The following is a 16,345-nucleotide window of genomic DNA, read 5'->3' as shown; positions in this document are numbered from 1 at the left end:
CCAAGGGAGATGCGCTCGCGTGAGTGGAATCGTCGAGGGACAAGGTCACTTCGGTTGCGGCGGTGCAATGCAGTTAGTTGGTGTTTGGTATGGCGGATCGTTGTATTCGATCTGGATGACCGCATACCCTTCTCCGCCGCCGCCGACAAGCAGCGAGGTCTGCGTCGATACGATCCCACCGCGCTGAAAGACCGGAGTCAGATCGAGGAATCCCGGAGTGGTCGTACCCGGCGGATCCCACACGACTTGATACGGCAGCGGTGGGCTAAAGGCCCGCCATGAAGTCGTGTGCTCGCACGAGCCACCGGGCTTGAAATACGAGCTCGAGTAGTAGTACGCCGACGTGAATACGTCCTGGCCATTGATGCGAATATTGATGTCATCGTCCCACTCCACGTCCGTCATGTGAGCACGAACGATGAGGTCTGGCCGGAGAACCTTGAAGTTGTAGATCTGGTTCCAAAGTCTCGTACAGTTGTCGTGAATATAGTCGTCAGCCTGCTTCCCGAGGTTTAACTGGATGCAGTGCGCGCCGACCGTTGGCGAGCAGTTCGTGATCTGGTCGAACCCATAGTCAGACTGGACGGCCCCAGTCGAGACGATGACGTCGGTCGGTGCGACAGGCGGGCCCTGGTAGGTGGGTATGCCCGATGGATCGGTGTAGCACGTAGGCTGCGTCAGCGTCGCATTGGCTCGCGACGCCTCAAGCTTACCGTCGGCACTCAACTGGTCTGCCCGCGTCTTGACGTTCTGCTGCTGGTCGACGGCCGGACCATTGCCACCGAGATAATAGGAAACCATGCTGGTCGGGGTGTTTCCGGTAGCATTCACGCGATCCGCCACGTCCTGCGCGTTCTGGGGCAAGCCGAAGCCGGTCTGTTGGAGCGTGTCGAGCCATTCGCTCAGGTCCACCTTCGTCCAGTCGACGTTAGCGAGCTGCGCGGGCGAGAACCCGCCGCAGTCGGGGTTGTCCGACGGCCCAAAGCCGCCATTCGGCGCGCCGGCCGAGATCTGCTTCTTGATTTGCTGCGCGAGCACACGTGACACCATCGAACTGTAGCAGCACGCCTTCGTTGTTTCGACCGCGCAGACAAAGCCACCGTTGGCGGAACAGTAGGACGGCATCGTCACGCATAGCTTGTTCTTCTGCTTCACCCCAAGTTGCAGTTCATCCGGCGAGCACGCCGTCGCGAACTTCCCGATTGTTGACGCCACGGTGTAGATCATCATTGCAGTGTTGAACATCTCGTACGCCTGCATCACGTTCTGTGCGACCTGTGGGCCGACCAGTTCCGTCAACTGGTTCTTGATGAAATCAGTGATCCCGGTTGAAATGGAGCTTCCGCTTCCATCCACGCTCAGCTGCGCGCCCGCCTGTATTTCGGACCCGGCGCCAGCGCCGAGCGCCTCGGTTCCTAGCCCGGCGCCAACCGACCCCGACGACAGCATGTTGCTCAGTCCGCCCTGCAACTGGCCCGCGAAATCGCTGATACTCTGCCCCACACTACGAACCGCATTGGTGAGGGGGCTCAAGGCGTCCTGAACCTGCGTGGCCAACTGGGTCTTGAGCTGCTTCACACCCGGAATCATGTCTGACAATGAGATCAGAGCGACCAGATTCAGAGAGCCGGCCGCCTGCGCGCCCATGGCGCAGCAGTTGTTGGTGAGCCCCACCCCTGATCCGAGGTAGTTGTTGCACTCGTTCACCTGCCCTTGAAACACAGTCGGCGTACAGTTGGCGGGAAAGGCGCCGACTGGCTCCGGTGCTGCGTACAATTGGCAGCTAGGCGGAATGTCGTTCGCGATGGTTCCGTCGAGGTCCTGCTGGGTTCCTCCGCAACTGATTTGGACGGGTTTCCCAGTCTCCTGGCAAATGTCTTGCTTCTTTGAGACCGGAATCGTGCAACTCGGGCAGTCGGGCTGATTGGGGTCTTGGACATAGACCAACTTGGTGATCTGCTGCGGCGTGCAACTGTTTGTCTGACTCGGCGGCTTGCCGGTCTCCTGACACACCATGCCGGTATGGATCCCGTTGATGATCTGCGCCGCAGCCGCAAAGCTTCCAAAATCCGCGTTTGATTCGCTGCCCGGGTTGTAACAGCTGTTACCCAGGCACTGGACCACGCCCGAGCAGTTCTGGGCGACCCCACCCGTTGCGCTCGACGTCGACGTGCATCCCGAGAACAGACTCGACATCAGGCCCGTTTGGCCGGCCGGGTCTCCGCCCTTGTTGATCTGAGTGAAGTTGTCGGCAGCAGACGAGCCGATGGAGGTCCCCAGGTTGCGGTTCGCTGCACCTTGGTTCGCCGAGTAGTAGAGCCATTGCGCGGGGGTCGACCCGTTTCCGCCGGCGGCCGCAGCTTTGTCGTTGAGCTGCTGCTGATACGCTGCGCCTTGAAGCGCCTGCGCGTTCCCGGTGCCGCCGTACTGACCGGAGAACTGCTGCAGTGTGCCCTGGTTGTACTGTGACGGCAGGACATCGTTGGCACACACCGTGCCCTTTGTTGTATCGCAACCTCCCTGCCCGCCTTGTCCGTAGGTGACATTGCCGGTCGCGATGCCGTTGCCCATCTGCACGAAATTCATGCTGCCCGGAGAGCCGAGCAACATGCTCTGCCCGTCCACAAACGGATCGGCAAGCGCCAGACCGACCGACGCGTAGAGCAGCGTAAATAGCGCGGCGCCGCAGGCCACAACCCTCGTTGCATGCGCCGCCATCAGAACACCCCCACGCAACAGTCGACCCATCGCCAGATCAGGTAGACCTGATCCTCGCCGGTTCCAGGCCGGGTTCGCCACATGCCCCAGCGGAACGGGGTTTCTCCAATCCGGTGCGCACAGCGGCCATTCGTGACCGAGCTGAAGTCGACAACCTGCCCTGCTGCGCTCGGCGACGACGGCGAGGATCCCGGGCCCGTGTTCGCCCCCTGGTTCATGCCTGGCGTAATCGAGGCCGGCTGCCCGTTCGCTCCGAACCCGCCGGAGAAAGGAATACCACTGCCGGCCTCCGCCACCGGGAACAGCATCGACACCTTGAATGCTGATTTCTGAAGCGGCGGGGAGAACACCGGTTGGCACATACCGGACACAACGTCGTCGCCAAGCGTGCGGTTCGCGAGCGACGACACCGGCATCTGGCTGAACAACAGCATCGCGCGCGCCATCACAAGCGACGAGTTCTGGACCTGGCTCGCCATCCCACCGAACCCATCCAACGGGAACGCGTTACCCCAGCACCCCATAGCCCAGAACATCAGGTCATCGGTTTGAGGTGTCAGGCCTGAGCTCGCCAACGCGCAGCTGACCGGCAATGCCAGCATCGCCGCCGGGTTCGCGAAGATCGCGGTCTCCGGGTTCATGTAGCCCGCCAACTCCGGCTTGTCCCACCCCGGGATCTCCGCAGACGACGCCGCGAAATCGAGGCCCAGTGCCCCGTCCGGGTTGCACGGAACGTTGAGCAGTTGGAGCATCTGCATGAGCGGAAACTCAAACATGTTGAACTGGCGCAGGCCAGATTCACTCGGGCTCGAGTCGTCGTCTTCGCCGCCGAGCGCAGGTCTGCCGAAGTTGCTGATCCCGTTCGGAAGGTTTCCGCTCGTACCGAGGCCGTCGGGCGGCGCACTGGTCAGAGAGATGCCGCCGAGGGTCGGTGAGCAATACGGGTACCGCGTCGTCTCGACAAGCTTGTCGGGCATCCAGAAGCCGATCGTGAACCCAACCGTCGGGAGCTTCCCCGGGCCGCCGGCGCATTCGCAGAAGAGGTGCTTTGACGCGTTGTACGGTGCACCGATCCCGTCGGCAGGTGAGAAGAGATCGAATCCGGCGATACGCAGGGGGAAAATCGACGACCAGCAAACCCCGTTGAAGAGATTCGAGAATATATGCGCATCGGGACACGACAGATTCGACATGCCCATCGAACTGCTCTGGGCCTGCGCCGAATTGCCCGGCGCAAACGCCGAACCGGCAAAAATGGAGATGGCAAGTACAACCATCACGAAGAATCTGCGCATACTCATTTCCCCGAGGCAAGCGAAGCCGGCGTGTACGTTGTGACACGCATCGCGCGTCCTTCCTGTACAACGCGCGTCGGCACCGCGTGAATGTCAAACCGGCTCACCGCCTGCTCGTTGAGCGTGAAGGTGCGTGTGCCGAGCACGCTCCAGGTCGGCCTCCCGTCCGCATGCATCGCATTGCGCGTCACGTAGACGAGCGTCCTCGGGTTGGATTTCACGATGTTGGTCGCCCACCGCATCTGGCGTGCGTCATATGGATCGATCGCGACCACGGTGTATGGAAAGGGTTGCAGATCGAGCGGGTTCACGCGCGTTCCGCGCGCGGCGAGCAGCCCACCGTTTGCTGGGTTGGTCACGTCGCGCGAAAGCGTAATACTCGGGTCGAAAAGGTGGCTTTCAGACGCTGTTGCGACAGGCATCTCGACCCCGTTGAACGGCGCCTGCAGCGCGGATTCGCGCGCGTGCATGGTTTGCTTCTTCCAGTCGATTCGCGCCATCCGCTCGCGGATGACGTCGAGAATATTCGGCTCCGCAATCGCGTAGGTGTTGCCCACCACGCGTCCCGCGCGCCCGCGCTCGATCTCTTCGATCGCACCGTCGACCGAGATCTCCCCAGTGAGCTGATACCAGCGCTTGTCCGATGTGCGCTTATGGATGGTCACCGGTACGGCCGATATCCCGTACTTCTCGAACGCCTGCGGGTCGATGAAGACATTCGCCTCCGGTTTTCCTTGCGGCATCGCCTTCTTGATCTGCCCAATGAGCTCGCGGAAGTAAGGCGCCTTCCACCCACGCAACAGAAACGCAACGTCCTTGCGCCCGGACGCTTGTTTGAAGAGTGCCTTGAGCGACGCCTCCGGCATCGACGTCGAAATGAACACGACAGTCGTCATGTTTGCCATCGCACCGGCGTCCGGATTTTCCTGCCCGGCCGAGAGGTTCTGGACGACGTACCGGCGTGACGGCTCGAGCATTGCCTGGGCGGACTGAAGCAGCGACTCGGGGACCTCTCGCCGCAGCTGCGGTACATCCGTCAGCGTGTGCGTGTTGCCAGACAACAGCGCATCGGCCTGCCGATTCAGCACGTCCGCAAGCCCGTCGTCGATCGTGCCGATTGGTGCGACCGAAATCGGCGCGGCGATCGTCTCGGCATGTGCCGCAGGGACGGACGTCACGATGGCTGCGGCCAATACGTTCGCCGCAACATTAGAAAAGAACGGAAAGCGTGCCATCGACTTGATCATCTTTTATGGGGCCCCAGTAGCGGGAATCGAAGCTTCGAGGCTCGGTGCCGAGCACGAAGATCTGTCCGGGCAGAATCGTGAACTCGCGATCGAAATAGCCTGACGGCTTCTTGTAGTAGAAGAGGCCTCGGGAGACCGAGCCCCAGTACAAGCCGTTGATGTAGAGCCGGTCCCGACGGATCGCGATTCGGTCACCAGGGAGTCCCGCAGCGATCTTCGCCATTGGCGTACCGTCCCGAAACATCGGCGTGATTCCGCGTGCGCGGAACCGAACCACGTCGCCGCGATGTACGGCACCGTGCTTCGGAGCATTCGGAAGATAGAAGTCCCACGGGAGGCACGCTACGGCCTGGGCCTCGAAGTAGATACGGGGGACTTTTCCAGACGTGACCGCCCAGTGCATCCCGACGCATGCCAGAACCGCCACCCCGCCGAGCACGAGGTTGCGCAGCGGCAGGCTAGTCCAACTTGCTAAGCGGCGAAACATTGGCAGCTCCTGATGCGGGTTGCGCTACCCCAGACGCGGCATTCGCCGGCGGAGCGATCTCAGTCCCGGTTGTCGCAGGAGCCGGCGCCGCGTCCGGCCCCGTTGCTGCGGCACCCGACGCCCCAGCGATCTCTTGCTGGTACGTGGACGCGCGTCGCGACAAGCGGCCAGGCACCTGCGCTACCTCGGCTTGCAGCCCCAGCTTCTCGGCGACGCGCGCGGTGATGTCGACACCGGAAGCGGGCGTAAGTACGGCGTCAGCGCGCACGATGACGATGCCGCGCTGCGCGAGCGACCGTATGATGTCCCGCGTCTCGGTCATGAACTTCGTCATAGCGGCGCCGTACTGGGCGACGTCGGTCGTCCTCTCCTGTTGTATCCGCTTCGCCTCGATCAAGGTGTCAACGTCCAGCGTGTAGAACGCCGGCGCCGCACCGGCTCCCGAATATGTTCGGTACACGCCGAAGGCGCCAAGCGCGATCGCGAAGAGAAGTGCGACGATCACCCAGGCCGGGGTCATATTTCCTGCCGGCGCAGTCGATCCTGCTGCCGGTCCTTCCTCCGGCAGCACAGCCTTGAAGTCGACGTCTTGGGATTGCTCATTGGACATGCTTAACCTCGTTCAGCGATGAATTCTTCGATAGCCTCGACCACGTTTTCGCCGCGCTCGCACGCAGCAAGGATCTCGGTTCGCTCAGCCCCCTCCGTACTGAAGAGGACTTGATTGAACCGTGAGTCGATTAGCCTGGCGATACCAAAACCATTGGGGGTGTGGAAGGCGATTTCTGAGTACCCCTGAGGGCCCTTCACCGTGCTCACCGACTTTAGAAGGTCGAACACGGCATCGGGCAGATCGATCCACCGCTTCGTGCGGGTAAGCTCGATTGATTCGGGTTGTTGCTGCATGATCAGTTTCGTCGCAGCAGACGCGGCGATCTCCTCGCCGAAGGCACTGTTGTACAGCTGCGCGAGGTTCTGGAAAATCAAGCCGAGCGATCCTCGATGCTTCCGGATTTTCGCGTTAAGTTCGGCGGCGAACTTGGAGAAGTAATACTGTTTGAATAGATCGCCACACTCCTCGGCGATCATCATCTTCTCGCGGCTGTCGTCCCCCTTGAACATCCCCTGCTGCACTGTAATCATGACCTGCAACAGCACGACCTCTTGCAGGATCTCGTTGTCTTCAAGATCTTTCAGTTCGAGCGTAACAATCGGCGCATCCGCATCGAGGTTGTTACGTCCGTTGAACCATGATCCGTAGGGGCCGAGCCTGGAGAACGGGAAGAGCCGATTCGCTAGATCGACCGCCAGCTCGCTCTCCCGTTGATTGAGAAGCCACGCATAAACGTCGTGAGGCGTCATGTCAGAGCTCAAATTTGTCCAAACACTCTGAATAGCCTGCATGATCATCGCTTCCTCGCGATCCTCCAGTTTCGATCGCGGCGCCACCATTTTGCTGATCATCGCCGTCAGCATGCCGATGTCTTCCTCGATCTCGATGACCTTCGTAAACGGATTCAGGCAGATCTTCGAGTCACGGTTGAACGAGATGACGATGCCGCCATTAACGATCGTCAGTTTGGTATGCGACTTCCCTTTGTCGACAATCCAGATCTTTGCCCCCCGCGCGAGGTAGTCCTGGATGATCCGCTGCGCCGCGAACGATTTCCCGGCACCCGACTCAGCGAAGAGTAGCCAGTTGAAATTCGGGTTGAACCGACTAAAGAAGTCGTAGAAGAACAGCGCCATACGCCGCGTATGCAGGAAGAACCCGTCTCCATAACCCTGCCAGTCCGCAAGGATCGGAAGCAGTTGGGCCGCGTGTTCCGCAGCCATAGTCCGGAAGCGTCTTGTGTTCTTGATCGATTCCGTCGAGGCGTGAAGCGGGAGTTGGTTAACGTAAGTGGGCAGCGTCAAATACTGTTCACCGTAGGCCTGCGCCTGCAACGAGTTGTAGTAGGTCATAATCGTCGCAGCACGTCGTTCGAGCTCACGCGGCGAGTGGCCGTACAGCATGAGAACCGTCGACGCCTGGACAATCTGTTGGCGGCGATCCAGGGCTGCGCCCAGGACGTCATGGCCTTTCTTCTTCGCAGCGAGAATCGGCACCCACCGGAGCATCGGCCCAAATGCCTGATTGTTGATCAATGCATGTTTAGACCGAAATCCGTTGATAGCCGGCGACTGGTCCGGGATATGGATCGTCGTCGTCAACACGAATGGGATGCCTATTTGTGTCCCAAGGCCCGTCAAGTCACCTGCGAACATGTCCATCAGGCCGAGGTTCACATTTTCAGGATAGCGGTTCATCGCTATCTGCTTGACATACTGATGACGCTTCCCCGGAATAGAAATCCGGATCTGCTTGCGCGACGGGACAATGCGTGTGCGGGGAGGCACGATCTGTTCGCGCAGCACTTCGTTTTCGTCGTAGTGCTTGTCCCAATCGCCAAAAATGTCGAAGTACCGGCGCATTACGGCAAGAAATTCGCGCGCCTCAGCGATCGCGCTCGGCATGCCAGCCGCCTCAAGGGACCCCCTAAAGCGCTCGCGCAAATCCTTGAAGTCTTCGATCTCCTGGTCGGTTGGATACGGTACGCCAGAAAATGGTTGCGCGATCGAGACGTAGTGGCGTAAGTCTAGGGTGAGGGCATCGTTAATACGTGGCCTGACGGGATGGTTCGAAGCTTCCTTGATGAAATCGATACGGCGCGCGCAGAGTTCCCGTGCAACCTCCGGCGCAGGATTGTCGGGTCGCTCGCGCGACACGTAGAAATTTTCGAGCGCTTCATTCAGATCCGGGACACCCATCTTGATGGTTTGGATCATCGTGCCCGGCAGGTATGCCTGATTGATCAGGTTGGTCAACATCTCCTGCGTTCGCTCATTGGCTCCTGCGAGTGGGACGTATTCCATCAGCATGCCGATCCGCCCGTCATCGAGAAAATAGATACCGTCGTTCGATGCCATCGGCAGAAGTAGGTCGGAGGGCTTCTGCCGCTCCATCATTGCCTGAATCTTTTCGGTGACGCCCATGCTTCCGCTCCACACTCACTCTATCGAGAACGGGGGAAGCCTCTCATGCGATCGCGAAATGCAGAAATCATTCACAAGAAATCTCACGATACAAAAGAAAAGGCCTCCGAACGAAAGTCGGAGGCCTTCCGGGTATCGCGGCCGGCGGTCGCCGGCGCTAGATTAGAAGGTAGCCGTGAACAGACCGGTCAACACAGTCGGACCGTACGTGGCCGAAAGCGCAAGGCCCAGGCCGATCGCGACACCCATGATGCTGCCGCGAACTAGGCCGGCGCCCAGCGCGATCGCGAATCCGACGAGCGCCAGAACCTGACCGAGCGAGCCGGTCAGCCAGCCCTGCACCATCGTAACAATCGCGTTGAAGGTCGTGTCGGTGCCCGCCATCGCAGCCGACGACAGGAAGATCAGCGCGAGCGACAGCGCGACGACCGACGCGAGGAACATCGGCGACATGCTCGTGATTGCCAGCGTACCGTCTTCGCGTACCGTCGGCTCGAACATGTCGTCGCGCTTGCGCGCAACAGCGGCTGCGACCTTCGAATAAGCCGCAACGGTGGCCCGGGCGAAACGCGTGTTTTGGATTGCAACTGCCAGGTGATTCTTTTTCATATATACCTCGAGAGAGTGTGAATGAACGACGCCCCTACCCCCGAAATGACTCGATCTCGGAGTGTCGTCATCGTAGGGAACGTTGTTCAGTTAGGAATGCCCTCTCAGAGGCCCCCTTGTTCATGCGGACATATTCATTCGTGCGCGGTTAGAAATTGTCGAAACCAGTTCGTCACCGGCGGGAATGAATTTCATCCTTGCCTAGCGTGGCATTTTTTTCCCGCTACCACGTCTAGCTGCGCTTACCTCGTGGAAGAGGTCCTTCATGCGAGCGTACGTTTTCGGGCAACTTCCCTGCCGTTTGCGCCACGCTGGAGCCTCTGCATCCATCGTCGTTTCGAGCTCCAGCCAGTGCACGGCGTTCAAGCTGAGCGTCTTCAGAGGCGATTGGTCCAATTTTCCGCTCTCACGTTGATTTTTACTGGGACCCGAACTGGCCGGACGTCGAGTACGTGTTCCGGCCCATCGGTCGCTGCGATGAGAACGACGACCCGCCGGAGAAATTGCGAGAGAACGGCGACGACGATGACGAGCTCGAGCTGGTCGAGGAGCGATCGGGGACCGGCAAGCCCGGCACGATCGGCCCTGACGACGCTCCGGGGCCACCGGCCCCAGCGCTCGTACCCGACGCCGCATACGGTTGAATGATCGCTGGCGGCTTTGCGATAACACCGCCCGGCATTGACGGATCGCCATCCTGAACACCCGTGTCGCGCGCTGAAGGATCGTCGATTTGCACGGGCGCCAGCACCTGGCCCGACGAGGTGCCGGCGACGTTCCCGACCGCCCAGCGGCGCGGTGTCACCTCGGTGTAGACGAAGCCGGGGTAATGGAGGTCACCATTCTGATCGATCCATGAATTGATCCAGATGCGCATCACCTGCGCCGGTTCCAGCAGCGGTAGCGGCTGCTGGATCGGTTGCGGAAGCGTGACTGTCGCCCCACCCTTGAGGGCCCCGCCGGCCGAAAGCGGCTCGGCGCCGGCGACTGCTGTTTGCTTTCCGTTATCGTGCATCGTCAGCAGGGCGTCCCGGTGGTTGGTCATTTGATAGACCTCACGAGGTGTCTTGCAGATGACGCCCTGGGGGATGCCCGGGCAATCGAAGTCCGAGTTTCCGACGCTCCAGAACGAGCTGCAGCCAGAGAAAGCGACCGCCACGATTGCTGCGGCCGCCGGTACGCGCAAGGCGCGAAGTACGCGATGTTCCAAGGTTCCCCCCATGTTCAATGCTGGCCCATCTTCAAGCTGACGCCGTGCACGAGAATGATGTCGGCTTGCCGACCTGCATCGATTTCCACGACGGGTACGATTTCCTTCGCGATATCGAGGTAGAAGTTCGCAACCCGGTCGAGGGCGTTGCCAACGCCCTGCCCCGCGGCGTCTCGAATCACCGTGGACATCGGAAGCTGCTGGCCGCCTGAGATGTTGAACCCGCCGTACTGCGATGCACCGGAAAGCCCAGTCGACAGGCCTTGCCCGAATGCGCCGATGAAGCCGGCCGCAAGCGAGCGCGCGATGACCGCCCCCTCTTTCGACACCAGGCGACCGCGCATGCCGACCTTGCCGTCTTCGCCGGTGATGTAGCCGTCAAGCGCGACCTCGATCACGCCCTTGTCCTTCCGGATGCACGTGAGACGCTCGGTGCGCATATATGCACGCTCGGTCGCCATCGAGCCATAGCCGCTCGCGAGCACAAAGCACTCTTTGACATCGGCGGTGTAGAAGTTCGGAAGAATCGCGTCTTTCTTCACGCGAATCAGCACCGGTGTCGGTTGACGTTGTGACGCCTGCGACGCCGGCGCGTCCATCCCGTTGATCAGCACGCCGGAGAACATGCCGCCCGCGGGGAGCCACGTCTGTGCGCTTCCCTCGCCTTCACCCGTGTTTATGCGATCGACCGACGGGGTATTCGGATTCCCGGTGAAGCCGGTCTTGATCGGCGCGGCCGCACCACTTGTTGCGGCCGCCGCCCCAGCGGACCCACCCTTGCCCTGCGCTGAACCCGAAGCATCGTCGTCGGACGAGATGCGCAACTTAGGCTTCGCAGGCTCGGGCGCCGAAGCCGGATCTGCACCAGCGATCGGGCCCAGCGGCAATGCCGGGTAGCTTGGATCCCCACCCGTTGGCGCGTTCAGGTTTGAGCCGGGAGCGCCCGGAAGCCCAACCATGCCGGGCTGGCCCATCGCGCGTTCCTTCTCGATCTTCGTCTGCACCGCCTTGTCGATCTGGTTGTCGATGTGGTCCTGCAGGTTCTTGTCCGTCAACTTGCCGGTGGCGACTTCGTTGATACGGTTCGCAAGGTTCTGCTGCAACTGCTGAAGTTGCTGATCGGACGTGTTCGCGTGCACATTCAGGTCCTGCAGCTGTCGCTGCACCCCGGTAATCGCAGCTGCGAGCGACTCGAGGTCGGTGTTCCGTTTCGGCGGGGCCACGACCGAAACGTCGAGGGTAGGGTCGACCGCGGGCGCCGGCTTTTTTGAGGCCTTCGTCATCAGGAAGAAGAGCGCGATGATCACCACCCCTGCACCGGTAACCAGATAGCGACGCTTCTTCGTCGCGTCGGCAAGTTTCCACGCGCGGACGGCGTTGTCGACGAGTTTCATTGGTCACCCCCATCCCCGTTGCCCGCATCGTCGTCCGGGCGGTCCGCGATGATGAACACGCTGGTCGACTGACCCGGCGCGAGTAAGAGCAAGGGGAAGAACGAAACGGCGCGCACGCCTTTTGTTGCGAAGGCTTCCTCCGAAAGAGTGACCGGCGTCGGCCCCCGGTTCGTCAGCCTGTACTCGTAGATGTCGTAGCGGGATCCGCCATAGAGGCTCACAGGCTTTGCCTGGATCCCGTTAGAGATCGCCATCGGGACGTCCAGCCGCTCGACGCTATAGCCGCGCGGGATGATGTGACGGGCGAGCGAGCGCATCAGCGTCCGCAGTTGGACCGAGTACTGCCCTTCACGGCCGGTTTCTTCCGAGTCGGGGCCAGCGCCCGACGCGGTTGCGCCCGACGGTCCCTCGAGCTGAAGGATGATGTTCTGCGCCGGAATGTTCTGGGGAATCAGCGTAAGTGAACACTTCGGGGCGTTGGGCTTGCTGTCCGTAATCCAGATCGCGATCGGCGTCGATTTGTTCGGCAGGATGTACCGCGAGTTACCGACCCGGAAATTCTCATCGTCGCCCTCGATATCGATGACCTTGGGATCGGAGAAAGGCGTGTCGAACTGGTTCATAAACCCCGACGCAACCGGCACCATCGCATTCACGCCCGGGCGGCAGCGCACGACCGTCGGCTTAACGGGCCGATCGGATCCCGGCGCGAAACCGAGCGCCGGCAGGGGTGCGTCGAGCGGTGTCGGGGGAATCGGTCGAGCAGATAGCGCTGCGCTGGTGTCGACCGTGGAAGGCGACACCTTCGACAACCGACGCATACGGCTCTTGGTCGGAACCGCGGCTGGCGCACCACCGTCGGCGACCGCCCCCGCCGCGGGCTGCGCACCCGGCGCGGACGCCGGGACAGCCGGCGCGCCAACAGCGCCGGTCGACTTGCCGGCGCCCGTCGGCAGCTTTTCCGGCAACGGCGAACCCCCGAGGGCTCCCGTCGTCTGGATGGTACGAACAGGCGGAACTGTTGCCCCGTTCCCACTCGGTGCAACGGCAGGCGTATGTGCTGCCGCTGCGCTTGCTCCGATCGCGATCGGCGGCACCGGCGTGGTGACGACGCCGCCGACCTTCGCATCCGCTGGGACCACGGGTGACTGCGCGCTCGCCGTGAAAGCGAACGCCGCGAGCGTCGCGATCGCGGACAACCGCGCGCCCGCGGCGAGAGTTTGAATCGGGTTGAACATCACAACTGGCCTCCAGGGTTCGATGCCGAATTGGCCGGCGAGGCGGCGTTCAACGGTGGCGATGTTGCAGAGCTAGTCGACGCACCGCCTGCCCCGTTCGCAACCGCTGCGCCACTCGCTGCCGGCGCCGATGCAGCTTCAGCGGCAAGCGCGTCCTCGCGAGCCTTGTCCATCTGCGCCCGCAGTTCGGATTCTTGCGGGATGATCGACGTCGGTGCGGATTGCCCCGGCTTTTTCGCAAGCGAGGGGTCGCCCTGGTGGTTCGACAGCCACTTCAACGTACGCGGCGCGCCGGTGTACGAGTTGAAGTACGACACCTTCGGCAACCCGTTGACCATATGGAAGCTCATCTCGTACGTCACGATGATCTCGGCCACCGGCAACGACGAATTTCGATATGCCGTCGTGCTGAGCATCCCAGAGACGTATACCTTCGAGGTCGAGGGCTCCCACATCACGTCACGCGGCGTGAAAACGTTCAGGGTGCCGTTACGGGCATAGTTCGGGTCCTCGGGGATCGACATGATTTGCACCGCGATCTTGGGCCAGAGCGCAGCGTCGAAAAACGGTTCGAGCTGCTGTGCGATGAACACGGCGTTTCTGGGCGTCACCGATCCAAGCGTCGCGGCGATATACAGGCCCCAGCCCTTGTAGTACTCGGAGTTCGCCGAGTTCCAGCCGACCTCGGCCTTTCCGTTCAGATGTGGCGGCGTCAATACAAGGCGCTCGTGATCGGTGCAGATCTTGATCACGAGGGCGATATTGGCGAGCGTGAGCAAGACGACGGCCAGCGCGAGCTGCTTGGCGACAGCCGTCGTGTCGTCCCAGTTGAGGCGAAATTTTCCGAGCTTCACTCGATCCACTCCCGCATAAGGCCGTTCTTGAAGACTTTATTGAGGCCCATGAAGCCCCACCAGAAAAGCATGTGGAGCAACGACCCGTCGAGCGACTGTCGCTTGTGCTTCATGTAGTACCAGGTGATGACGGAACCGATCGCGAGCATCGGTGACATCTGATGCAGCATCGTTCCGGCGCCGAAGCACGCGACGAACGGCATCACCTCGTCGATCTCGAACCACATCAACTGCGCGTACGAGTCGATGTACTGCGGCATGCTGTATGTCTTCACTGGATCGCCTCCGTGACTTCCGCTCGACGGTTCTTTGCTCGGCCCGCCGGTGTGCGGTTCGACGCCGCGGGATTTGACGAGCCGTGCCCGCGCGCGCTGATTCGCTCGCCCGGCATGCCGCGGGTCATCAGATAGTGTTTGACCGTGTTCGCGCGGCGCTCGGCGAGCGAGCGGTTATATCGCTCGGCGCCGACGTTGTCGGTGTAGCCGTCGACCTCGACATGTGTGGCGTCGACCGGCAACACGTTCAGTCGGGCTTGAGCTCTCGTGTCGAGCTGCGCCGAATCGAACCGGAAATACACGGTGCTCGATGCCGTTTCGAGCTCGTGCTGCGGCAGCGTGCTTTGCATGATTTCGGCGAGATCCGGCTGCGGCACTTCCCATCGGAAGTTCAACGGCGTGTTGGGAACCCCCGGCCCCTTCCAAACGAAGAAACGAGGGACTTCCTGCACGACCGCTATATCGGATACAACAGGGACGCTCATCACCTGGAAATCGCCGCGTTGCGCACCGTACACCGGCCGGGTTGGCGCCGGTTCACGCGCGCACCCAGCGAGCAACCCCAGTGTGATCGCAGCCACCGCAACGCGTTTGACTCGCGATCTTGAGAAATAGGACATCGATCTAGCCTTTTCGAGAGGACCGAACGGATTGTCCCAAGCGCCTTCGAAATGCAGAAACGATCAGGATCGATACAACGCAGCCCCAGAAATATCGGAAGCGCTGGAAGGCGGGATAGGCCTTCGCCCGCAGCAGTTCAAACTGGTCAGGGGTCCACCCGTCCCGATAGTCGCCAACCACACGAACATCGTTGGCGAACGCGCGAGGCCATACGCCGAGCGTGAGTGCGCTAGCGAAACCGGCGAACGCGACGTGCCTCACCTGGAAGCTCGTGACGAGCGCGCCCGGCGCATCAGCAGCGCTCGCTCGATCTCGCGCACCGGAGTTCGCCGGGCCTACGGCGGCGGCTGACAGGTTTGTAGCGGCAGGAGCGCCATTCGGGATCGGGCGGACAAACGTGCTTCCCGTGATCGCAATTGCCACCCCGATGATGAGGCCAGCCTGGAGCCGCTTTCGGTGATTCATCGCTCAATGCCCGAACGCTTCGACGCCGCCCCAGCCTTCGATCCGACGCGCGCCGGCTGATCCCCGCGGCTGCTCGTAGAAGCTCGGAGTCCCGCTGTCGCCGAGTTGCTGGAACAGCGCGACGTTCTGGGTCAGCTTCTGCGCGGTCGGGTTCGATTGGAAATTGAACGGCTTCACGGGCGCGAAGAGCTGCGCGACGCGAGCGCGGCCGTCCCCGGTGCCGGACAGGGCTGCCACACCCTGCTGCGCTGCGTCGTCGGAGAAGGCAAGCGGAATCCAGCGAATCGTCGCAGAGGACAAAGGAGTTCCCGGCGTTCGCTGCGCGGAAAGCATCGCGGGCGCTGCACGTTGGCACCATCCGCAGTTCGGCTCGACGAATGCGTAGATCGTCGAACCACCCGTTGCGACACCCTTCGTTTCGATATAAGCCGCGCCTTGCAGGCGAGCGATCGTCGCGCTGTCGACCTGGTCAGTCGGCCGCGCAGCAGCCGACTGTGCAGCGGCCGGCGGGACCGCAAAATTCTGGCTGCCCGCGCCAAATACGGTTTTCACCACTTCGGCACCGAGAAGGGTATTCGTCTTCAGGTCGAAGCCCAGGCCGTACAGGACCATGCGGCCCTCGGGATCGACAAACAGCATTACCGGGCGTGTCGCACCCTGCTTATCGGCCGCTTTCGCGACCACGCCGATCATCCCGTTGGGCGTGTTGAAGGTCTTCACCGCCGTCATGCCCTTCGTGAGGCGTGCGATCAACGTAGCGGCGGACCCGCTCACATTCGGTGTCGATGCGGCGCCACCTGCGTCGGCCGAAAATGCGGACGAGGCGAGGACGGAAGCAATAAGCACTACACCCAGATGTTTCTTGAACGACATGGTTTTCAAGCTCCTTAACGGGA

At 61.5% G+C, this 16,345-nt stretch carries 14 protein-coding genes; all 14 read right to left on the bottom strand.

What is annotated here, in order from left to right; genetic code table 11:
- Nucleotides 1-45: 45 nt before the first annotated feature.
- Entirely contained in the window at nucleotides 46-2,748 is a 2,703-nt protein-coding gene (gene traN, locus DIE13_RS01490) for a conjugal transfer protein TraN (protein WP_124825481.1), read from the bottom strand.
- Nucleotides 2,718-4,013, bottom strand: a complete 1,296-nt coding sequence (locus DIE13_RS01485; protein WP_244107635.1) for a TraU family protein — start codon at nucleotides 4,011-4,013, stop codon at nucleotides 2,718-2,720. The genes traN and DIE13_RS01485 overlap by 31 nt, the downstream gene beginning before the upstream one ends.
- A gap of 2 nt (nucleotides 4,014-4,015) precedes the next feature.
- Complete coding sequence (locus DIE13_RS01480; RefSeq protein WP_244107636.1) at nucleotides 4,016-5,260, bottom strand: TrbC family F-type conjugative pilus assembly protein; 1,245 nt, start codon at nucleotides 5,258-5,260, stop codon at nucleotides 4,016-4,018.
- Nucleotides 5,223-5,747, bottom strand: coding sequence for a signal peptidase I (gene lepB / locus DIE13_RS01475; protein WP_244107637.1), 525 nt, complete (start codon nucleotides 5,745-5,747; stop codon nucleotides 5,223-5,225). Before lepB ends, DIE13_RS01480 begins: the two co-directional genes overlap by 38 nt.
- Nucleotides 5,719-6,357 carry an OmpH family outer membrane protein gene (locus tag DIE13_RS01470; RefSeq protein ID WP_124825479.1) on the bottom strand — a complete coding sequence of 213 codons (639 nt, stop codon included), beginning with the start codon at nucleotides 6,355-6,357 and terminating at the stop codon, nucleotides 5,719-5,721. Before DIE13_RS01470 ends, lepB begins: the two co-directional genes overlap by 29 nt.
- Nucleotides 6,358-6,359: 2 nt before the next feature.
- Nucleotides 6,360-8,783, bottom strand: a complete 2,424-nt coding sequence (locus DIE13_RS01465; RefSeq protein WP_124825478.1) for a TraC family protein — start codon at nucleotides 8,781-8,783, stop codon at nucleotides 6,360-6,362.
- A 162-nt stretch (nucleotides 8,784-8,945) separates the two neighbouring features.
- Nucleotides 8,946-9,392, bottom strand: a complete 447-nt coding sequence (gene traA, locus DIE13_RS32750) for a TraA family conjugative transfer protein (protein WP_175762012.1) — start codon at nucleotides 9,390-9,392, stop codon at nucleotides 8,946-8,948.
- 418 nt (nucleotides 9,393-9,810) lie between these two features.
- Entirely contained in the window at nucleotides 9,811-10,614 is an 804-nt protein-coding gene (traV, locus tag DIE13_RS01455; protein WP_124825477.1) for a type IV conjugative transfer system lipoprotein TraV, read from the bottom strand.
- 2 nt (nucleotides 10,615-10,616) lie between these two features.
- The gene (locus DIE13_RS01450; RefSeq protein WP_124825476.1) at nucleotides 10,617-11,996 is read right to left on the bottom strand and encodes a TraB/VirB10 family protein; all 1,380 of its coding nucleotides are present in this window, start codon (nucleotides 11,994-11,996) and stop codon (nucleotides 10,617-10,619) included.
- A complete protein-coding gene (locus tag DIE13_RS01445; protein WP_124825475.1) occupies nucleotides 11,993-13,234 on the bottom strand; it encodes a type-F conjugative transfer system secretin TraK in 1,242 nt (413 codons plus the stop codon). The genes DIE13_RS01450 and DIE13_RS01445 overlap by 4 nt, the downstream gene beginning before the upstream one ends.
- A complete protein-coding gene (locus DIE13_RS01440; RefSeq protein ID WP_124825474.1) occupies nucleotides 13,234-14,088 on the bottom strand; it encodes a TraE/TraK family type IV conjugative transfer system protein in 855 nt (284 codons plus the stop codon). The genes DIE13_RS01445 and DIE13_RS01440 overlap by 1 nt, the downstream gene beginning before the upstream one ends.
- Nucleotides 14,085-14,363: a type IV conjugative transfer system protein TraL gene (gene traL / locus DIE13_RS01435; RefSeq protein ID WP_124825473.1), complete on the bottom strand. Its 279-nt coding sequence runs from the start codon at nucleotides 14,361-14,363 to the stop codon at nucleotides 14,085-14,087. The genes DIE13_RS01440 and traL overlap by 4 nt, the downstream gene beginning before the upstream one ends.
- Nucleotides 14,360-14,758, bottom strand: a complete 399-nt coding sequence (locus DIE13_RS33220) for an OmpA family protein (protein ID WP_244107639.1) — start codon at nucleotides 14,756-14,758, stop codon at nucleotides 14,360-14,362. Before DIE13_RS33220 ends, traL begins: the two co-directional genes overlap by 4 nt.
- A gap of 694 nt (nucleotides 14,759-15,452) precedes the next feature.
- Nucleotides 15,453-16,322 (bottom strand): disulfide bond formation protein DsbG, encoded by an 870-nt coding sequence (locus DIE13_RS01425; protein WP_124825471.1) that lies wholly within the window; start codon nucleotides 16,320-16,322, stop codon nucleotides 15,453-15,455.
- Between the last annotated feature and the right edge of the window lie 23 nt (nucleotides 16,323-16,345).

The organism is Burkholderia sp. Bp9016 (genome assembly GCF_003857765.1).
GTDB lineage: Bacteria > Pseudomonadota > Gammaproteobacteria > Burkholderiales > Burkholderiaceae > Burkholderia.
This window is presented reverse-complemented; position numbering and strand designations above follow the sequence as displayed.